Here is a 20,975-nt window from a genome sequence, read left to right on the forward strand (position 1 = left end):
AGGAAAACTGTGTCCAACAGAGACGACAATGAGCCGCCGCCCAAAGAACGCCCCGTCGGCCCCCGTGTTTTCGTTATCCTGCTTGCCGCAGGGCGTTCCAGTCGCATGGGAGAGACAGGTGCATCCAAGTTGCTTGCGGAATTTGACGGCGTTGCTCTCGTACGACGTTCTGCGCAGGTCGTGCTCGGTTCAACTGCCGACAGTGTGGTCGTTGTAACGGGGCACCGCCGGTTTGAAATCGAAGCTGCGCTTGATGGCCTGGGAGTCGAGTGTCTCGAAAACCCGCTATACGGCCGCGGCATGGCGACGTCGATTGCGGCGGGGGTCTCATACTGCCATGCTCGGGGAGCGGATGCAGTTCTGGTCCAGCTTGCCGACATGCCGGGCTTGGCAAGCGGCGATCTCGATCGGCTCATTGCGGCTTTTCGAACGACCGATGGTGAGGCGGTTGTCCGTGCGACGGGAAACGGGAAGCCGGGGAACCCCGTAATACTTCCTAAATCGCTGTTTGAGGCCGTCACCCACCTCGAAGGCGATGTTGGGGCTCGTCGGATCATAGAAACATCCGGCCTACCCATCATTTATGTGGAGATCGGAGAAGGTGCGTTGCTCGACGTAGACACGCCCGATGCGATACACGCCGCGGGCGGAACGCTGAAAGGTTAGTCCTAGCGCCATCGTCGGTCAGCGTAGCAAGACCCGTCGTTGTTCATCAGTGCAATGTCAGGGACCCTTACGAAGCCCTGTAGATTGAAGATCTCGCCTTCTCCCATTTATAGTTCTTCATATAGTCGAGGAACGCACGCATGGCCGCGCTCGGAAGGCGGCGGCTGGGATAATACAGGAACCAGTGCGGCAGGGTCGGGCTCCAGTCGGGGAGTAACTCCACCAGTCGACCATCCTGAAGGTAGGGCCTGGCGTAGTCATCAAAGACATGGGCGATACCTCTTCCCGCAAGTGCTGCCTGTAGTTCATTGTGCGCCGAACTGACCGTCAGGCGGCCGGTTGGGGTGACTTCAATTTCCTCGTCGCCCTCGGCAAATCGCCAGGTGACCAGCGTGCCGCCGGGAAAGCGGCGTTTGACACAGTCATGACTGACAAGTTCGTGCGGCGTCTGTGGTTGCCCGCACCTCTCGATGTAATCAGGAGAAGCAACGATTGCATAACGAAGTGCAGGACCAAGCGGCAGAGCGATCATATCCTGCGCCAGTTGCTTGCCGAACCTGACACCGGCATCGAAACCCTGTTCCACGATGTCTATGACGGCCGCGTCGCTGATAATTTCGATCTTCACCTCGCGGTATACCTCCATAAAATTGAAGACCAGCGGGCAGAGGAAGTGATCGACTGCAGGCGCAGGCGCGTTGATCCTGAGGGTCCCCGACGGGCTATCGCGTAATTCATCGACCTCTGCGATGGCGAGCCTGATGTCGCTCAACGCAGGCGCAAGACGCTCGAGAAGACGCTGCCCTGCCTCGGTCGGAGACACGCTCCTCGTTGTTCGATTAAGAAGCCGGATGCCCAGAGCTTCCTCCAGAGCATTCATCGTTTGGCTCAAGGCCGATGAAGAAACCCCCCGTTCAAATGCCGCGGCGCGGAAGCCGCCGCAGCGCACGATGGCGACAAACACGTCGAAGCTGTCTAGCCGAACAGGGTCCATTGCTAAGTTTTTCTAATCAAGTTGATAAAGTTAATGCAGGTTATCAGATCAATGACGTCATGTCATGGTTCCCTGAGTTAAGGCCTGCGCTCTGGTGCACCTCTGCCCCATTTGAGGGGCAAACCGAGGCAGTGCGCTCAATAAAAGAGGAAAGAAAGATGAACGCCTTCACTCTGAACAGACGTGCCATCATGCTGTCCGCGGTTGCAGGCGCGTCAAGCATGATCCTCCCAAGCCTGGGCGGCCCGGGCAATGCCCGTGCCCAGACGGCTTCGGCAGCGGCCGGCAATGCCGGTCATTATCGCTTTCGGGTGGGAGAGATCAGCGCAACCGTCTTGAGCGATGGGGTGATTGGTGGTCCGCCACGCATTTACGCCAGTGATGCCCCGGAGGCCGAGCTTCAGGATGTGCTGCGACAGGCATTTCTGCCGACCGACCACATGACACTCAATCTCAACACGCTGCTGATCGAAACCGGTGGCCGGCGGATTCTGATCGAAGCCGGCGCTGGCAAGACCATGGGTCCGAACGGTGGCCGCATCTTCGATAACCTCGCGGCAATCGGTCTCGATGCCGCTGACATTGATGTGATCGTCATCTCGCATACCCACCCGGATCATGTCGGCAACTTAAGAACTGCAGGCGGTGGCAAGGCCTTCCCTCGTGCCACAGTCTTTGTCCCGAGGGCGGATTGGGACTTCTTTGTCCGCACCGATCCGGACCTATCCTACATGCCTGTCCCGGAGGATTTCCGGACACGATTTGCGGCAAACATCAAGAACAGCCTCGAACCCTTCAGGAACGATGTTGAACTATATGAGGCCGGCACGGAGATTGCGCCGGGTCTGGCGACGATCGTCGCGTCTGGCCACACACCCGGCATGGCGACCTTCCTAGTTCATTCCGGAAATGACCAGCTGCTGCTGACGGCAGACCTTGCCTATCACCCTGTCGTCAACGTCAACAGGCCTTGGGTGCCAGGCCCCGACCGCGATAAGGAAACAGCCCTTTCCTCCCGTCGTCGCATATTTGACAGGGCGGCCGCCGAGCGTATGCCGGTTCTTGGCTTTCATTATCCTTTCCCCGGTCTTGGCCGGATGCTGAAGACCGATGGCGGCTATGCCTGGGTCCCCGCCAACTGGCAGTTTTGACGTCAACAACAATCGAGCAGGAAATCTCCCATGGATCAGTCAAAGATCAATCGTCGCGGCTTTCTCGGCACGGTGGGTGCGGCGGCAACCGGACTTGCACTCGCCAGCAGCACTACCGCGCAGGCTCAAGGCACGAACGTGTCGTCGGCCGCATCTGCCTCGAACCCGGAGGTGCTGACCCGGACCTTGCCTCGCACCGGGGAACGGGTCACAGCCCTCGGTCTCGGCACATTTCTGACATTTGATCTAAAGCCCGGGGATCGCCGCGATGCCCTGCGACAGGTCTTTGAGCGATACGTCGCTGCAGGCGGTCGCGTGGTCGACACATCGCCTCTCTACGGCTCGGCGGAGGTCAGCGTCGGTCAGTTCATGGGCGAATTTGAGGGATCGGATGAGATGTTCCTCGCCAACAAGGTCTGGTCGACAGGAGAATATCTCGGAGACGAAAGCCATGCCGTTGAAAGCTTTCGGCAGTCACGCATGCGGACATGGCGTGACACGATCAACCTGATGCAATGCCACAGCATCACCAATGCGCCGGTCGTTATTCCGCTGATGAAGGCATGGAAGAAGGAAGGTCTTATACGGCATGTCGGCGTGACCCATCACGAGTCGGCGGCACAGGACCAGCTGCTGGCGATTGTTCAACGCGACGATGTCGATTTCATTCAGACGAACTACTCGATCTTCAATCGCGATGCGGAGCGACGCCTCCTTCCAGCCGCCGCCGACAAGGGCGTTGGCGTCCTCATTAATCTACCGCTGGAAAAGGCACGTTTGATGAAGGTCGTCGAGGGGCAACCGCTTCCCGGATTCGCAACCGAGTTTGGAGCGACCAGCTGGGCGCAGTTCTTTCTGAAATGGGTCATGGCACACCCCGCCGTTACGAGCGTGCTCTGCGGTACGTCAAACCCTGACCATATGAGTGACAATGTCCAGGCGATGACAGGCCCGCTTCCGGACGAGCGCATGCGTGCCCGGATGGTCGCGCATATGGAAACAATTTCCGGGTTCGGCTCCATCGGCACGATGCCATGGTACCCGGGCAAGGAGAATATGTATTCCGGCCTCATCCGCGAGGCGCAGGCCAATGCGGCGCAGCGCCTGCGGTAAAATACGCGGCCAGCTCGCCTTAGAGCATTTCGCCTCACCCTGTATTCTCGAGATAGTTTTTGGCATTCGGCGGGCCGGATGGTTTCGACCAGCCTGCCGATATATCGCTTGCGCTTGAGTCAGGATGCCCCAAAGACCGTAAATGAGTCACCTAACGGCTGCCACGACGGGCACAACGCGAGCTGCTGGCTCTGCCATGGCGCGGGCGGTTTGTCTAAGCGCTGCAGAGGTAACGGAGCCGGCCGCCTCCAGGTGGAACTGCGAGACGAGCTCCCGCAGCTTTCTCGCCTCGGTCGCGAGAGCAGCGGATGCCGCCGTTGACTGCTCGACCATCGCCGCGTTCTGCTGCGTCGTCTGGTCCATCGTATTGACCGCCCCATTGACTTCGGAAAGACCGGTCGACTGTTCCCGGGCCGCCGTCGCGATGGCTTCCATATGCCGGTTGATGCCGGAGATACGCTCACCTATTTCCTTGAGTGCCACACCAGTCTCGCGCACAAGCTTCACGCCGCCGTCGACCTCGGCGGTGGATGTATTGATCAATGTCTTGATCTCCTTTGCCGCCGTCGCGGAACGTTGCGCCAGCTCGCGCACCTCCTGTGCAACGACCGCAAAACCCTTGCCGGCGTCGCCGGCCCGGGCAGCTTCCACGCCGGCATTCAAAGCCAGAAGATTGGTCTGGAAGGCGATCTCATCGATCACGCCGATAATATTGGAAATCTGCTGCGCGGAATTCTCGATCCGCTGCATGGCTTCCTCAGCCTGGCTGACCACTGCAGCCGAGCGGGAAGCGCTCCGATCGGCCTCCGTCGCCGCCCCGCGTGCCTCCTCTGTCCGTCTGCTGGCATTGGTCACATTGGCGGTGATCTCATCTAGGGCAGCAGCAGTTTCCTCCAGCGAGGCAGCCTGCTGCTCCGTTCGACGCGAGAGGTCGCTGGCACCGGATGCGATCTCCCGCGTGCCGTTGTCGATGACCGTAATGCTCTCGGAAATCGCGCTCAGCGTCCTACCCAGTTGCTTCAGTGACGTGTTGAAGTCATGCCTGAGGGCTTCGAAATCCGGAGCGAAAGGCTCATCGAGCTGGAAGGAAAGGTCACCGGAGGACAGTCTTTTGAGACCATTGGCAAGACCGGATACCGCCACCTGCAGCCGTTCTGCGGCATCGGCCTCAGCCTGCTGCTGCGCCTCGAGCCTGTCAGCTTCGGCTTGCCCGCGTGCACGCTCCGCATCCTCCTCCAGCTGCCTGTTGACGATTGCCGCCTTGCGGAAGACCTCGACAGCCGCCGCCATCGTCCCAATCTCGTCTTTCCGTCCGGTACCCGCGCAGGTGATGTTGGTCTCACCCTCAGCCAGCCTTGTCATGTCGGCAGAGAGCGCGAGGATGGGTTTGCTCACGGTGCGGCGGAACAGGACAAAGAGCAAGATCGAAAACAATCCTGCCAGACCGAGAAGAGCTTGCAGCACATCCTGCATGGCAGCGGCTGTCTGGGCGCTTTCGGCAGAGATAGATTCCGACACTTGCTCTATCTGGTCGCCCGTCTCCTCCATGGCGGTTTCCAAGGCTGAGAACTGCTTCATAAAATCGGGCAATGCCGCCAGGGCGACGATCGGATCCTTTTCTGCCGTACCGACGATCTTGTTCGCACTATCAATGTAGGCGAGCAAGGGTTTCTCGACCCCGGCGAGTACCGTCTGGGTGGCCGCATCGGTTGCCAGCGCTTTGTTCGCGGCGATCATTTTGAGAAATGACGCAACGTGTTCTGAAAGATCGGCCTTGACGCTGTCGAATGCGACGCCGGCCGCTGGATTGGAAGCAAGGAGAGACGCAAACACATCTGCGCGCAGGGCGTCATGCATCATGTCCGCCTGCATATGGTTGCGGAGGACCTGAGCCGATCGGGTTACGTTTTCAGAGTTGTGCGTCAGCGTCGATGCCGACCATATCCCCACCCCGGCGGTGCCCCCGGCTATTGCAAATATTGCCACGCCCGCAAAGATGATCTTCTGCTGAATGGATGCCATGACACTGTTCCCAAGTTCGGCCTTGGAAAATAATACCCCGTTATTCTTAATTATCTGTCATAACAATTATCTACGGTGTCTCCGAGAAATCTGATGTCTCGGATGGAACAATAACATTCGCGCTGTCCGATCTTTAATTAGAGCTGTCGGCGCAAATATTGTATGGACTGCGCGTGATACAGACCTTCACTCAAAATTCCACCGGCAATGTGAAAGCCGGCCGCCTTTAAACTTCGATCGTGGAAAAGAAGAGCGCTTTCAAAGCCGCGATTTTGGCCAATGGGCCAGTTGCGTGGTTCCGACGGGGTGCCCACTTGTCTCGGCTACTTTCAAGGGCCTTGGTTGCTTCGTTCCGCATCTCGAAATGAACCGCCGCTCCAAGAGGCTCACGCCATTTCAGGTCAGTCTCTTCGCTCGCCATCAGTCGATGATGTTGTTTAATCGCTTCGCGAAACGAACAGGCCATGGAACTTTTGGTTGCTAAAATACTTACTGATACGTTTTCCTGTGCCTCGATCGCTGCATCTGGTCGCACAGACCGCTCAGCCGTCATGTTTTGGTAACCACGATCTTCCTGAAGGGGATTTTTGCAGGGCATTCCCTAGACAATTTGCTCGTCATGCGCGTAGCTCTAGCCCGGCCGGTTTGTACGCTTGATTACACATCTTGAGAGGATGTCGAATGTCGTTCGTTGCCGAAATTTTCCGCCAATCCCCTGAAATCGCGCTCTTTTTATCCCTGGCTTTTGGCTATTGGATCGGAAAGGTCCAGTTCGGCAGGTTTCAGCTCGGAGGCGTCGCGGGCTCCCTTCTTGTAGCGGTCGTGATAAGCCAGGTGGGAGTTCAAATCGACAATGGGATCAAATCCGTTCTCTTTGCGCTCTTCATATACGCGGTCGGTTTTGAAAGCGGGCCACAGTTTTTCCGCTCCTTGGGAAAACAATCTATACGAGAGATCGTCTTGGCTGCGGTTCTTGCGATCAGCGGTCTTGCCACCGTGGTCGTGCTCGCAAAGTTGACAGGCCTTGATAAGGGTATCGCCGCGGGGATTGCCGCCGGGGGAATGACACAATCGGCCATTATCGGAACGGCGAGCTCCGCTATTGAAAAACTTGGCCTTGCCGCCGATGAGACGCAGAGGCTCCAGGCGAACGTCGCGATCGGTTACGCGGTCACCTACATATTTGGTTCTTTTGGAGCCATCATCGTCTGCGTGAATATTCTTCCCTGGTTCATGAAACGGGGGATACGGGATGACGCCGTGAAAGCGGAAGCAGAGATGCTCAAGGGCGCCCGAGTATATGGCGTCGGTGAAGCACCTGCCCTTCCGGACCTCGTCGGACGGATATTCAGGGTCGAGGATGCGGCTGGGAAAAGCATTGCCGAATTGGAAGCACTGTCGACAAAAGGGCCCATCACGATCGAACGCGTGAAACGCGGCAGCGCTCTGGTTGGCATTGAACCCGAGCTTCGTCTGCAGAACGGTGATCTCGTGCTGATAGTCGGACGTCGTGCGGGCGTCGTCGGTCTTGAAAACCTGATCGGCAGGGAGGTGGCCGCGGCGGAAGGCCTGGAACTCGTGGTCACAACGCGCGACATCGTCGTAAAAGACAGGGACTTCGCCGGCCAAACCGTCGCCCGGATATTGGAGCGAAGCAAAGACCTGCGCCACGGGATCTACGTGATCCAGGTAACTCGGGCCGGTGTGAAACTGGAATTGACCAACGATACCGTTATACGTGCCGGCGACATAGTGACCGTGCACGGAGTACAGGAGGATTTACAGCGCCTCTCGAACAAAGTTGGCAACGTCATAACTCCCAGTGACAAGACAGACTTCGTATACCACGGGTTTGGTGTGGCCATCGGCCTGCTGGTTGGTCTTCTCGTGTTGAGGATCGGTTCGGTCCCGCTAACGCTTGGCGCGGGCGGCGGGGCTTTGCTCGCCGGTCTCGTATTTGGCTGGTATCGCAGCCGTAATATGACGCTTGGCAACATGCCAACACCCGCATCAACTCTCCTGAGAGATCTCGGTTTGGCAGGGTTCGTGGCCGTGGTCGGCCTACAATCAGGTCAACAAGCGGTACACACCGTCGCCGAAAGTGGTCTTTCGATATTTGCGATAGGCGTCGTCGTCACGGTGCTCCCGCTGTTGATAACAATGCTCGTTGGTCGCTACCTTCTAAAGTACGACAACGTCGCGGTTTTCGCTGGTGCTCTGAGTGGATCTCGAAGCGCCAATCCCGCCTTCGGAGAAATCCTCGATAAAGCCGGAAACTCCATTCCCACGACCCCTTTTGCCATAACGTATGCACTTGCCAACGTTTTCCTGACGTTGCTGGGCCCACTCGTGGTGGCACTCGTTTAACAGACAGGAGAGAGAAGTATGAACGATTACAGTCAGTTCGCAAAACTCAGCCCCTTCGAACTCAAAGACGAGCTCATCAAACTGGCGTCCACGAAAAAAGAAAAACAAATGCTGAACGCGGGACGCGGCAACCCGAATTTTCTGGCAACCCTGCCCCGGCGAGGCTTTTTCAGGCTCGGCCTATTCGCTGTTGCGGAATCAGAGCTCTCATACTCCTACATGGAGCAGCACCTAGGTGGCTTACCGCGCATAGAAGGCATCGAAGCGCGATTCGAACGCTTCGTCTCAGACAATCGAGACCAGGAAGGCGTCGTGTTTCTTGGTCGCGCCATAAGTTACGTGCGTGACCAGCTCGGACTTTCCGCTTCCGATTTCCTCCACGAGATGGTGGAAGGCATATTGGGCTGCAACTATCCTGTTCCGCCGCGCATGCTGCGTGTCAGTGAACAGATTGTCCGTCAGTATTTAGCGAAAGAGATGATCGGCGGACAAATATCGCCCCAGGACATAGACGTTTTTGCCACTGAGGGCGGAACGGCAGCAATGACGTATGTTTTTGACACGCTGCAGAAAAACCGTCTGATCAAAAAATCGGACAAGGTGGCTATCGGTATGCCTGTGTTCACGCCGTATATCGAGATTCCACAACTGGACGCATACGGGCTTGAAGAGGTTTCGATCAGTGCGGACCCAGAGGCTGGCTGGCAGTATCCGGACTCCGAACTCGAAAAGCTTAAAGACCCCTCGATCAAGATTTTTTTCTGCATCAACCCAAGCAACCCTCCATCGGTAAAGCTCGATCAACGGAGCCTGGAAAAGATCGCCGACATCGTCGACAATCATCGGCCAGACTTGATGATATTAACCGACGACGTCTACGGGACTTTCGCGGACGACTTCAAATCGCTGTTCTCCGTCTGCCCAAAAAACACGATCCTGGTCTACTCTTACTCGAAATACTTCGGAGCTACGGGTTGGCGGCTGGGAACCATCGCATTAAGACGGGACAACGTGATCGATCAAGCGATCAGGAACTTGCCGGAGGAAGACAAAGCGTCGCTCGACAAGCGGTATTCATCGATTGTCACAGACGTTTCGGCATTGAGGTTTATCGACCGCTTGGTTGCTGACAGCCGTACCGTGGCGCTCAATCACACCGCAGGGCTCTCAACGCCTCAGCAGGTCCAAACGGTGCTGTTTTCGTTATTCGCGCTTATGGACGAAAACGACAACTACAAGAAAACACTGAAGCGACTTATCCGGCGCAGACAGGCAGCCCTCTACGCTGAGCTCGGCCTGGACACTCCCGACGACGAAAATTCGGTCGATTATTATACCTTGCTGGATCTTGAGAAGATTTCCCGCCGGCTTTTTGGCGACGAGTTTGCAGCATGGGTCAGACACGAATTTTCGCCGAACGAGCTGCTGTTCAGAATTGCCGATGAGACCGGAATCGTTTTGCTGCCGGGACGCGGCTTTGGAACCCAGCACCCTTCTGGTCGGGCGTCGCTTGCCAATCTCAACGAGTACGAGTACGCGGCGATTGGCCGATCGCTCCGTAAGATGGCTGACGAGTACTACGCGAAATTCCAGCAAACGCATCGATAACGCGCTTCCTGCCATCGTCCAGATGGCGGGACGCCTCTGTCGCCGACCACCCTGATGATCAAGAGAGTGTAAGAGTGCTCTCGCGGATCCTCATGGTGGACAACGGCTATGTCGTGCCAATCGTGATCATGAACAGGTTCATCGGCACGCCGCCAAACTGAATCTTAACCTCACAGCATGGACACGCCATAAGGAGAGTGAATTGCACGGCACACGATCCTCGCAAATTTGTCCGCGCCTCCTGGGATGCCGCCCTGACCGATTTCGGCAATGTATGGGTTCTGAAACCCATTGTAATCAGACGACGTCGCTTCCGTTCCGGCAACACCATTATGACCCTAACTGCGAATGGTGACTTGGATGTCACGTCGCAAGCTGTTATGTTCTTGTTTCGTTTCTCTCCGCGAACTTGGTTGCAATGGACCTCACCACCGCCTCAGCCGCCAGAAAAATCATCCATGTCGACATGGATGCCTTCTACGCTTCGGTTGAGCAGCGCGACAATCCTGAACTGCGCGGCAAACCCCTCGCTGTTGGCGGAGCGGCTGCCCGTGGCGTCGTTGCAGCAGCAAGTTACGAGGCACGGGAATTTGGGGTGCGCTCGGCAATGCCGTCGGTCACGGCGGCTCGAAAATGCCCTGATTTGATCTTCGTGAAACCACGATTTGAAGTCTACCGCGCCGTCTCCCAGCAGATACGCGAGATTTTTGCGGAATATACGCCGCTCATCGAACCTCTGTCGCTCGACGAGGCCTATCTCGACGTCACCGAAAATCTCAAGGATATGCCAATTGCCACTGAAATCGCTCTGGAAATCCGCGCCCGGATCAAGGCGGTGACCGGGCTGAACGCTTCGGCCGGCATCTCCTATAACAAGTTCCTGGCAAAAATGGCGTCCGATCTGAACAAGCCGAACGGTCAGGCGGTGATTACGCCGAAGAACGGTCCGGCCTTTGTCGAACAGCTCGCAGTCAAGAAATTCCATGGCGTCGGCCCGGCTACGGCGGAAAAGATGCACCGGCTTGGTATTGAGACCGGAGCGGATCTGAAAGCAAAATCCTTGCCGTTTCTGGTTGAGCATTTCGGGAAGTCCGGTCCGTACTTCTATGGCATTGCCCGGGGCATCGATGAGCGGCAGGTCAGACCGGACCGCGTGCGTAAGTCGGTCGGAGCGGAAGATACATTTACCGCGGACATCGATGACCTCGAGCTCGCAACCAGGGAACTCCGGCCACTTGCGGAAAAGGTTTGGTCCTATTGCGAGGCCAAGGGTTTCAGCGGCAAGACGGTGACCGTGAAAATCAAATATTCCGACTTCACCCAGGCGACGCGGAGCAGGACAACTGCCATCCCCTATTCGAACGCAGAAGACATTCTAGACGCGGCCAATACCCTGTTGGCCGGTGTCTATCCATTCAAACGGCCGGTCCGGCTCCTTGGGGTAACGTTATCGTCGCTCACCAATGACAAAGATGCTGAATACGAGGACCAATCGCAGCTGGGCCTGGGTTTTTGATCAGAAGAATGTGCTTCGGGGCCTGAGTTGATTTAGGCGACGGGCGCGTCAGCTGGGTCGGCTTGATCGCGTCGCTGCCTCCGCAGGCAAAGCGAGGAAAGAACAGTATCCCAGAGTCCTCGGAGCGGCGACCCTGATCGATCGCCCCCGGAGTGCCGAGGCGGCCGCTGATGGCGACCGGACGCCGGGCGGTCGTCACCACCCCACCGATGTTCATCAGCCTTCCGATGATGTCGCGAACGTCGCGACGAGCAGCCGCTTTGAACATCCAAAAACATCAATGGGTTTGGATTAAATGTTGCAAATCCAACATTAATATTGTTGGATTTGCCAATCATGATCAAAACGGGCGCGATAAATGTTGTATCATACAGATTTTCTTTCTAGGTTGGGACAAGGCCTCAAGGAGCTCTCACCAGTATGGGGCGTCTCGCCGGATGCAACCCTGACGCTCCTGACGATTTCCGAGAACGCGACCTTCCGTATCGCTGACGAGACCACTGGAAGCGATCTGATCGTGCGTGTGCATCGCCCTGACTACCATACCCAAGCGGAGATACTGTCCGAGCTCGCATGGATTGATGCGCTACGGCAAGATGGGGTGGTTGTTACGCCGCGGCCAGTCACGGCAAACGACGGCAGCCTCCTCCAAGTCTTCTCGGACGGCGAAACCATGCGCCATGCCGTCGCCTTCGAATATATGGCGGGCAAGGAGCCAGATGCTGAGTCCGACCTCGTCCACTGGTACAGGACACTCGGGGAAATCAATGCGAAACTGCACGCCCACAGCCGCAGATGGACGCGACCGGAGAACTTCGTCCGCAAGACATGGAGCTTCAACCGGATTCTGGGGGACGGTGCCTATTGGGGTGACTGGCGTGACGCCCTCGGACTGACGCTCGGCGGCAAGTCCGTTTTAGAGAGAACGCACAAGCTGCTCGAAGCCCAGACCTCCGCCTACGGCTATGGTGAGGACCGCTTCGGCCTCGTTCATTGCGACATGCGCGCCGCCAACCTTCTGGTCGATAATGGCAGACTGGGAGTGATCGATTTCGATGATTGCGGTCTGTCCTGGTACGCCTACGATTTTGCAGCCTCGATCAGCTTCATGGAACATGAGCCTTTCATCCCCGACCTCAAAGCCGCCTGGCTCGAAGGCTATCGGCGCGTCACCGCTCTTGATGAGCAACATGAGGCGGCCCTGCCGATGTTCATCATGCTTCGCCGCATGCAACTCACCGCGTGGATCGCTTCCCATGCTGAAACGCCGACGGCCCAATCCATGGGCACAGGCTATACCGATGGTACCGTGGCGCTCGCGGAGCGCTATCTGGCCGAACACCGTTGAGGAGAGCCCGATGAGCGTCGCCACCAAGGAAATTCTAGATCTCAACCGTTTCGATGCAAGCCGTGCCGAGGGCTTCCCGGCTGAACTTGCGCAGCGCGTCGCCAAGCGCCAGGCAACGTTTGGAGCGTCATCCGTGCTCTTTTACGAGCAGCCGATCGAGATGGTGCGTGCACAGGGCGCCTACCTGTATGACGCCGGCGGACGCAGATATCTCGACGTCTACAACAATGTACCGTCGGTCGGCCACTGCCATCCACGGGTGGTCGAGGCCGTTGCGCGCCAGATTGGCGAACTCAACATCCACACGCGCTACCTCAGCCGCGTCGTCGAGTCCTACAGCGAAGAGCTTCTGTCAAAATTCCCGGCGGCGCTCAGCAATGTGGTTCTGACCTGCACCGGCAGCGAAAGCAATGATCTTGCCATGCGCATCGCCCGCATCGGAACTGGCGCCGAAGGTTTCGTCGTCACCGAAGCAGCCTATCACGGAAATACTGCGCTGGTGACCGAAATTTCCCCCTCGTCCTTACGCAAGCGCAAGCCCGCACCCTTTGTGGCGGTCATTCCGGCGCCGGCGCCCCGTGACGGCATGAGCGTTGCTGCAAGCTTTGCCGCATCTGTGGAACAGGCGATTAACGAACTCAAATCGCGCGGCATCAAGTTCGCCGCCTTGATCGTTGATACGATCTTCTCAAGCGACGGTATCTACGCCGATCCTGCCGGCTTTCTCAGGGAGGCGACAGATGTGGTGCACCGTGCTGGCGGCCTGTTGATCGCCGATGAGGTCCAGCCGGGTTTTGGCCGGACGGGAGGCAGTCTTTGGGGCTTCGAGCGCCACGGCGTGACGCCCGATATCGTCACGATGGGCAAGCCAATGGGGAACGGTTTCCCGATGGGTGGCGTCGTAACGCGTCCTGACTTACTCCAGAGATTTTGCGAGGAAACCGGATACTTCAATACTTTCGGCGGCAATCCCGTGGCGGCCGCCGCTGGCCATGCCGTACTCAGGGTGATCGAGGAAGAAAATCTGATCGAACGTTCGGCAGCTGTCGGTGGTCATTTCCAGCAATCGCTCCAGGCTTTACAAACCCGACATCCGGTCATCGGCGGCGTGCGGGGGGCCGGCCTCTTTATCGGCCTCGATTTTGTCGACCCCGCCACGGGGGAGCCGGACACGGCGTTCGCAACGACAGTGATCAATAAATTGAAACAAAACGGTATCCTGATCGGGGCAGCAGGCAAGTATGGCGCAACGCTGAAGATCCGCCCGCCACTGTGTTTTTCGAATGAGGATGCCGATCTTTTTTCGGCTACGCTGGACAGCATCCTGAACGCGCGTTGAGCCGCCTGAAATCTTTCAGGTACACCGGGCGACGATGTCGCCCGGACTTCTTCCGGTTTCAGCCCATCGCGTCGAGCGCTCCGAGCGATTCCGGAAGGGTTTGGCCGCCATCGACAACAATTGACTGACCGGTGATGTAGGCAGCCTCTTCAGATGCGAAGAACAGAGCGGCGTTCGCAATATCCGCCGGCGCGCCAAGACGACGCAACGGAACAGAGGCCGCCATCGCGGCGATATAGTCTGGGCCGTTGTCCTCAAGCCCCTCGGTCATGATATTGCCCGGCATGACCGCATTGATCGTGATGTTCTTCGGCGCCAGTTCGATCGCAGCCGTCCGCATGAAACCGAGTTGGCCCGCCTTGCTCGCCCCCATAATGCGACCAGCCGGGATATCCAGTGATCGGGCCGGTAATTGATGAGGTTATGATGATACGGCCTGAGCCAGCCTTCGTCATTGCTGGCAAAACGGCGGAAACACTGAAAAAGGTGCTTTTAAGATTGGTCGAAATCACCTGGTCGAAGTCGGCTGCCGTCATTTCGCCCAGCTTAGCCGCCGGAAAGATGCCGGCATTGGCGCAGAGGATCGCGACGCCGCCATAGCGGGTTATGGCTGCATCGACCATCGCCCTGCAGCCCTCCTCTGTACTCACATCCGCGGCAAATCCCGAGCCATTGGCTCCGATTTCGGATGCAACCCTGTCGGCGTCGACCTGGCTGCGCGAGACAACGAGGACGTTCAGGCCGGCCTCCCCGAAACGCAATGCTATGCCCTTGCCAATCCCCCGGCTTGCGCCGGTGACAATGACCGTTTTCCCTTGCAGTGACTTCAACATGTTCCACTCACTTTTTTGTTGTAATTTCCACAAATTCACGTGCCGCTGCTGCTTTAATTTGAGGCGTCAGATTAAAACATCGGCACACGACCGGCGCTGCCTGCACAAAACAAATGCACAGTAATATTAGTCATTTAGCACTCCATTTTTGCAGAAGTTGCGTTCGCCTCCAGGTGCTACCGCTCCAATCACACTCCGCACCATGAAGCAGAAAATAGATGTTGTAAATCACACATTTTTACGACAAGGTTCCAACATAAGCGATCCACGAGCCACGGAAGCGGCCAAGAAAAAGGGGAACAATTATGATGAAAATCTCCAGACGCAACATGATGCAGATGATGGGTGCGGCCGCTTTTACCGGCCCAATGGCAAGCGCGACCCGCGCTTTTGCGGGTCGAGAAAAAGAGCTCAATATCCTGTGCTGGGAAGGCTACAATTCCGCACAGGTCCTGGATCCCTTCCGATCCAGCCAGTCAGCGACCGTCAAGGCTGAAAGCCTGACCAACGACCCGACCATGATCAACCGCCTGCGCGCGGGCGAGACCAAAATCTGGGACCTGATCAACGTCAACAATCCCTGGGCCCGAAAGGTGATGGGGCCGGCCGGGCTGATAAAGCCGCTGCCGCGCGCCGAGTTCGAGCCCTATTTCGAGACCATGCTCCCCAACTTCAAGGCGCCTTATCGCTGGGCAATGAGCGACGACGGCAAGGACCTGCTCGGCATGGCGCAGCGCTTCGGGCCCTACAGCTTTGTTGTCAACACCGACAAGGTCAGCAAAGCAACGGCGGAGGAACAGGGCTGGGACCTGTTCAACGACGCCTCGATCGCCGGCAAGTACGGCATACAGGAATCCGACGACTGGAACGTCTTCAACATCTTCCTCATCGCCGGAATTGACCCCTTCAGGGAGCACACGGAGGAGGAGTTCAAGGCCTTTGCCGAAACCGCAGAAAAAGTTTTCAAGGGCGCCAAGATGGTCGGGGACATGGCGTCACTCAATCAGGCTCTCGTCTCGGGCGAGATCGACCTTTATATGACCGGTGGCACTTATTCCGTCTCTCCGGCGCGTGCCGACGGCTATACGAACTTGCGCGCCATTACGCCACTCAAGGGCCCGATGGATGGCAAGGGCGGTATTTCCTGGATCGAGATCACCTCGACGGTCAACAATCCCGAACTTTCGCCACTCGCCCTGGAATTTCTGAAATACGTCCAGGATCCGCACGTCGCCCACACCGTCGCCTTTGCTGAAGGCACATTCAACCCGGTCAGCCAGATGGGCAACCCGAAGTGCTACGAACTCTTCACCAAGGACGAGATGGAAGCCATCCAATGGGACAGCCTCGAGGAGGATATGGCGCGTTCGGCGCAATACGACATCGTGCCTGACTATGACAAGGCACTGGAACTGATGACCGCCGCCAGGCGCCTGCGCGGCTGAGCAAAGCCTGTCCCGACGGAGAACAGAACATGAGCCTTGCGATGATCTCGCCCACCCTATCCGACGTCTTGCCGAAAATCGAGGATCCGATCCATCCAACGCCGAAACCGGTGCTGCAACTTGTCGACGTTCGAAAGATTTTCGGCGATTTTGCCGCGGTAGATGGCATAAGTGTCGATATCAGAGAAGGCGAATTCGTCACCATTGTCGGACCCTCCGGGTCCGGCAAGACCACACTTCTGCGCATGCTGGCCGGCATGGAATCACCATCAGAAGGCTATATCACGCTGCGCGGCGAAACGATCAATAACGTGCCGTCCGACAGGCGTCCGACATGTCTCGTCTTCCAGTCGCTTGCGCTTTTCCCGCACAAGAGCGTCGGCGAGAACATCGAGTTCCCGCTAAAAGTTCGCAAAATGCCGGCCGCAGAACGCAAAGCGCGCGCTCTCGAACTCATGCGCATGGTGCGCCTGCCTGAGAGTTACTATTCCAAGAACGTGATGCGCTGCTCGGGTGGTGAAAAACAGCGCGTGGCGCTCGCCCGCGCGTTTGCTTATGACCCCGACGTCTTGTTTTTCGACGAACCGCTATCGGCGCTCGACTACAAACTGAAGAAAGTTCTGGAAAAGGAGCTCAAGGACCTGCACCGCGAAAGCGGGAAGACCTTTGTCTACATTACCCATTCGCTCGAGGAAGCCATGGTCATGTCTGATCGCGTCGGGGTAATGAGCCGTGGCCGCCTCGTTCAGATTGGCACACCAGAGGAAATCTACACCAAGCCGGCAACGCGCTTCGTCGCGGAATTTTTTGGTGAGGTGAACAGTTTTGAAGTCAGGCGCGACCACCAAGGCGTGTGGACGCTCGCCGACGGCAGGCCGATCACTGTAGCCCCGGTAGCACAAACGATTGGCGAGACGGCAACTGTCATCGTTCGGCCCGAAACCATGCGCTTCGTCACCGGCTCCTCGAGCGCTGACAATCTGATCTCCGGCACGATCTACAACGAATATTCTCTCGGCTCGCGCATGCAGTATCAGATTCATTCCGGCGACCGGATCTATCTGGTCGAGGCCGCACGCGCCGCCGCGACCGGCATCACGTCGGGCGACACGGTCACTATCGGCTGGGACGCCCGCGACGCGATCGTGGTGGGAGACTGATATGGTAACCATGACCCATGCTGAAGCGGCCGGTGAACAAAGGCATTTTCCGTCTATCCCTGCAGGACTGCGCGCGGCCGCTCCTGTCACGATCCTGCTGCTGCTTGGCTTTCTGGCACCGCTTCTTACGGTAGCTGCCTATGCCTTCGCCACGCCCAAGAGCTTCGACGTGTTTCGCTCTTTTACCCTCGCCAACTTCACGGTGATCCTTGATCCTTCCAATACCGTTTGGATGTCGTTTGCCTGGTCGATCGCCTATGCCTTTGCGACAGTCATATTGCTTGCGATGATCGCCTATCCCATCGCCTACGGTCTCAATCGCATGTTCGGCAAATGGTCTGGCCTGGTCGGCGTGCTGTTCGTCTTTCCGCTGTTCGTCTCGGAAAACGTACGCCTCTACGGTTGGGTGCTGTTCTTTATCAAGAACGGGGTGCTCGACGGCGGCCTGAAGTGGCTCGGCTTCTCGGGCGGACCCGAGATACTTTACACACCCGGCGCCATCCTCTTCGGCATGACATATGTTTATCTGCCTTTCATGCTGTTCCCGATGTCGCTTGGCATTGCCATGATCCCCCGGGACCTTGTCGATGCGGCCCGCGACCTTGGGGCTAACAGGCTGACGATCTGGCGCGAGATCGAGCTCCCACTCGCCATGCCCGGTATCCTGATCGGCATGTTGCTCACCTTCGTGCTCGGCGCCGGCGCGATCGCCGAATCCAAGATTCTCGGCGGCCAGTCGGTCATTACCATCGCGCAGGATATCGAGGTTGCTTTCACGTATGCACAGAACTGGCCGCTTGGCTCGGCGCTCGCCCTCCTGCTCGTCGCGATCATCAGCGGGCTTGCCCTCTACGTTCTGTCCAAGCTCGATCTCGACCGCATTCTGGGAAAGAAGTGAGACATGGAAACCCGCTCGCAAATCCGCGCCCGAGCCTTCGTCAAGGTCTGGACATCCATTGTCGTCCTTGCCGTTTACCTTCCTATCCTCTGCGGAGCGATGGCCGGCCTGTCCAGGGGACGCTATTTCGGCTTCCCGATTAACGCCTTTTCGATCGAATGGTGGGGCAAGACCCTTGGCTCGCTCGAGATTCAGGCTCTCGTGCAGAACTCCCTCCTGATCGCTTTCATCGTCACGCTTGTCTCCGTGATATTCGCCTTCTTCGGCGCGCTCGCCTTCGCCCGCTACGACTGGAAGGGGCGCAAGCTTTTCCAGAAGGCGATCCTTCTGCCAGTCTTCTTTCCGCAGCCGGTGCTGGGGCTCGCTCTCCTCCTGTGGTTCAACGCGCTTGGCATCAACCCGAGCTGGCAGACGGCCGTTATTGCGCATCTCGTCTGGATCGTTCCGGTGGTCACGCTCGTCATTGCCATCCAGGTCTATTCCTTTGATCCAACACTGGAAGAGGCTGCGCGTGACCTCGGAGCGGGCCGCTGGTTCATTCTGCGCGACGTGACCCTGCCTATTCTGTGGCCGGGCATCTGGTCCGGCGCGCTCTTCGCGTTCCTGCTTTCCTGGGGCAATTTTCCGTTGTCGCTTTATACAGCCGGCGTCGACTCTACGATCCCGAAATGGCTCTATTCGAAGATGGTCGCCGGGTATTCGCCAATGGTGCCGGCGCTCGGCACGATGAGCACTGTATCGGCTGCCATATTGTTGCTGGCTGGCGGTCTCGCCATCATGCTGGTCCGCCGTCGTCAGGCGGATACATGAGGACGCCTCGATGAACTGGAAAACCGACCGCCGTTCCTTCTACTATCAGGGCGCTCCGGAACCCGACGATCCGACGCTTGAAAAGGGCAAGGTGGCGCTTCTCGTCATCGACATGCAGAACACGTATCTCGATCGCCCAGCTCCCGACACGCTGTCTGGTGATGATCTTGTCCGCTATCACGCCTGGACGCCGTTTCACGAGCGCATGCATGACACCGTCATCCCCAATACCCGGCGTCTCATGGAACGGTTTCGCGCACTCGGCCTCGACGTGTTTTTCGCGCGAATTGCTTGTCTGCGCACCGATGGCCGGGATCGTTCGCTCAGCCAGAAGAAGCCGGGATGGAACAATCTTTTGCTTCCGAAGGATGAGCAAGCTTCGCAGATCCTGTCGAAAATTGCCCCGCAGGACGGCGAGATCGTTGTCACCAAGACCACAGACAGTGCGCTGACGGGCACGAATCTCAGGCTTTTGCTGACCAATATGGGCATCACCCACGTTGTTTGCGCCGGGATTTTTACCGACCAGTGTGTATCTTCCACCGTCCGCAGCCTCGCTGACGAGAGCTTCGACGTCATCGTCGTCGATGACGCGTGTGCAGCAGGCTCCATGGAACTCCACGTCAGTGAACTGACCAGACTGCACATGATCTATGCCAACGTGATGACCACGGAAGAGTTGATCGGCTATCTGCCGCAGCCAAAGCATGAAACAATCGGGGACGAAAGTCGCCCCGGGCTTGTTCGCCCAGAGTGTTCCTGACACAACTTGGTCGATGAAAGCACTCGAAGCCCTTTATGCCGACAAGAATTCCTCCGTCTCTGCTGCAGTTGAACACGGCGCACTGAGCTGTTCCTCACGCGGCCGAGTTTTGCGCTGGAAAGCCATTGGGAGTGAGGCGCGATGAAAAAACCAAAAAGCGTGCGCCAATCGCGCATCCTGACTGAACTTAACCAGGCACCGAGCCTGCGCGTTGCTGAACTTGCCCGGCGCCTAGACGTCTCGACAGAGACAATCCGGCGCGATCTGGACGAGATGACCGAACAGGGTCTGCTCAACCGCACCTATGGCGGCGCTGTGCGTTCGCTTTCCACCGAGCCTTCGGTGACCGAGCGCCATGCGCTCTTTGTCGGCGAGCGTGAAAGGATCGCCAAGGCGGCCGTCCAAATACTTAAAGGCGCTCAGGTGCTTATGATCGGCTCGGGCTCGACGACAGTGCACACCGCGCGGCGCGTAGCAGTCGAGATGAAGAACATCACTGTACTCACTCATTCCTTTGGTGTGGCGACCGTGCTTGCTATCAACCCGACAATCAAGGTGGTCATGCTCCCCGGCGACTACCACGCCACCGAGGGCGCGACGGTCGGTGCCTATGCCGTGTCATTCCTCAATTCCTTCTACGCCGATTTCGCCATTCTTGGCGCAAGCGGTCTGGGTCCAGACGGCCCCTCGGACGCCCTCTTGGAGTGTGGCGCGGTCTACAGCGCGATGGTCTCTCGCGCAGCGCGCACCGTCGTGGTCGCCGATCATTCCAAGCACGACCGCCTCTTCCCCGCGCGCTATGCCGCTTGGCGGGACATCACGCACGTCGTTACCGATAAGGCGCTGGGCGAAGATTTGACAGAAAGCCTGGACAACAACGACGTGAAACTGACCATTTGTTGAAAGCTGCCTGAAAATCGGAGGGACCAATGATCAGCGAGA

17 protein-coding genes and 1 pseudogene are annotated in these 20,975 nt (G+C 57.6%); 14 read left to right on the forward strand and 4 right to left on the reverse strand.

Annotation, left to right across the window (positions count from 1 at the left end; all coding sequences use genetic code 11):
• Positions 1–9: 9 nt before the first annotated feature.
• Positions 10–666, forward strand: coding sequence for an NTP transferase domain-containing protein (locus tag QE453_RS03660; RefSeq protein ID WP_111814651.1), 657 nt, complete (start codon positions 10–12; stop codon positions 664–666).
• 67 nt (positions 667–733) lie between these two features.
• Here QE453_RS03660 and QE453_RS03665 read toward each other — a convergent pair whose 3' ends face one another.
• Positions 734–1,660: a LysR family transcriptional regulator gene (locus tag QE453_RS03665; protein ID WP_135855485.1), complete on the reverse strand. Its 927-nt coding sequence runs from the start codon at positions 1,658–1,660 to the stop codon at positions 734–736.
• 158 nt (positions 1,661–1,818) lie between these two features.
• Here QE453_RS03665 and QE453_RS03670 point away from each other — a divergent pair, with 158 nt between their 5' ends.
• Both QE453_RS03670 and QE453_RS03675 read left to right on the forward strand, forming a co-directional pair.
• Positions 1,819–2,811, forward strand: coding sequence for an MBL fold metallo-hydrolase (locus QE453_RS03670; protein WP_244405713.1), 993 nt, complete (start codon positions 1,819–1,821; stop codon positions 2,809–2,811).
• A gap of 30 nt (positions 2,812–2,841) precedes the next feature.
• Positions 2,842–3,924: an aldo/keto reductase gene (locus QE453_RS03675; RefSeq protein WP_113381442.1), complete on the forward strand. Its 1,083-nt coding sequence runs from the start codon at positions 2,842–2,844 to the stop codon at positions 3,922–3,924.
• Between the two features lie 147 nt (positions 3,925–4,071).
• On the opposite strand, the gene QE453_RS03680 is transcribed toward QE453_RS03675, so the two are convergent.
• Positions 4,072–5,946, reverse strand: coding sequence for a methyl-accepting chemotaxis protein (locus tag QE453_RS03680; RefSeq protein ID WP_045531321.1), 1,875 nt, complete (start codon positions 5,944–5,946; stop codon positions 4,072–4,074).
• 226 nt (positions 5,947–6,172) lie between these two features.
• The gene (locus QE453_RS03685) at positions 6,173–6,499 is read right to left on the reverse strand and encodes a hypothetical protein (protein ID WP_131258889.1); all 327 of its coding nucleotides are present in this window, start codon (positions 6,497–6,499) and stop codon (positions 6,173–6,175) included.
• 128 nt (positions 6,500–6,627) lie between these two features.
• Between QE453_RS03685 and aspT the strand changes: the two genes are divergently transcribed.
• From aspT to QE453_RS03710, 5 genes are all read left to right on the forward strand, one after another.
• Positions 6,628–8,313, forward strand: coding sequence for an aspartate-alanine antiporter (gene aspT / locus QE453_RS03690; RefSeq protein ID WP_034497443.1), 1,686 nt, complete (start codon positions 6,628–6,630; stop codon positions 8,311–8,313).
• Positions 8,314–8,331: 18 nt separating this feature from the next.
• Positions 8,332–9,921 carry a bifunctional aspartate transaminase/aspartate 4-decarboxylase gene (locus QE453_RS03695; RefSeq protein ID WP_004445962.1) on the forward strand — a complete coding sequence of 530 codons (1,590 nt, stop codon included), beginning with the start codon at positions 8,332–8,334 and terminating at the stop codon, positions 9,919–9,921.
• 418 nt (positions 9,922–10,339) lie between these two features.
• Positions 10,340–11,437 carry a DNA polymerase IV gene (gene dinB, locus QE453_RS03700; protein WP_244405709.1) on the forward strand — a complete coding sequence of 366 codons (1,098 nt, stop codon included), beginning with the start codon at positions 10,340–10,342 and terminating at the stop codon, positions 11,435–11,437.
• 358 nt (positions 11,438–11,795) lie between these two features.
• Positions 11,796–12,785 carry a phosphotransferase enzyme family protein gene (locus QE453_RS03705; protein WP_244405707.1) on the forward strand — a complete coding sequence of 330 codons (990 nt, stop codon included), beginning with the start codon at positions 11,796–11,798 and terminating at the stop codon, positions 12,783–12,785.
• A gap of 10 nt (positions 12,786–12,795) precedes the next feature.
• Positions 12,796–14,124 (forward strand): aspartate aminotransferase family protein, encoded by a 1,329-nt coding sequence (locus QE453_RS03710; RefSeq protein ID WP_004445965.1) that lies wholly within the window; start codon positions 12,796–12,798, stop codon positions 14,122–14,124.
• A 58-nt stretch (positions 14,125–14,182) separates the two neighbouring features.
• Here QE453_RS03710 and fabG read toward each other — a convergent pair.
• A pseudogene (gene fabG / locus QE453_RS03715) lies at positions 14,183–14,957 on the reverse strand (3-oxoacyl-ACP reductase FabG).
• 305 nt (positions 14,958–15,262) lie between these two features.
• On the opposite strand from fabG, the gene QE453_RS03720 reads away from it, so the two are divergent.
• The 6 genes from QE453_RS03720 to QE453_RS03745 all read left to right on the forward strand — a co-directional run bounded on the left by QE453_RS03720 (position 15,263) and on the right by QE453_RS03745 (position 20,936).
• Complete coding sequence (locus tag QE453_RS03720) at positions 15,263–16,402, forward strand: PotD/PotF family extracellular solute-binding protein (protein WP_022563144.1); 1,140 nt, start codon at positions 15,263–15,265, stop codon at positions 16,400–16,402.
• Between the two features lie 29 nt (positions 16,403–16,431).
• Complete coding sequence (locus tag QE453_RS03725; RefSeq protein WP_004445970.1) at positions 16,432–17,562, forward strand: ABC transporter ATP-binding protein; 1,131 nt, start codon at positions 16,432–16,434, stop codon at positions 17,560–17,562.
• 1 nt (position 17,563) lies between these two features.
• Entirely contained in the window at positions 17,564–18,460 is an 897-nt protein-coding gene (locus tag QE453_RS03730) for an ABC transporter permease (RefSeq protein ID WP_022563145.1), read from the forward strand.
• A gap of 3 nt (positions 18,461–18,463) precedes the next feature.
• On the forward strand, positions 18,464–19,270 hold the full coding sequence (locus tag QE453_RS03735) for an ABC transporter permease (protein ID WP_309776400.1): 807 nt from the start codon (positions 18,464–18,466) through the stop codon (positions 19,268–19,270).
• A gap of 10 nt (positions 19,271–19,280) precedes the next feature.
• Positions 19,281–20,033 (forward strand): cysteine hydrolase family protein, encoded by a 753-nt coding sequence (locus QE453_RS03740; RefSeq protein ID WP_044459075.1) that lies wholly within the window; start codon positions 19,281–19,283, stop codon positions 20,031–20,033.
• 141 nt (positions 20,034–20,174) lie between these two features.
• Complete coding sequence (locus QE453_RS03745; protein ID WP_004445980.1) at positions 20,175–20,936, forward strand: DeoR/GlpR family DNA-binding transcription regulator; 762 nt, start codon at positions 20,175–20,177, stop codon at positions 20,934–20,936.
• Positions 20,937–20,975 lie beyond the last annotated feature (39 nt).

This window comes from Agrobacterium sp. SORGH_AS_0440, assembly GCF_031453135.1.
In the GTDB taxonomy this organism is placed as follows: domain Bacteria; phylum Pseudomonadota; class Alphaproteobacteria; order Rhizobiales; family Rhizobiaceae; genus Agrobacterium; species Agrobacterium pusense.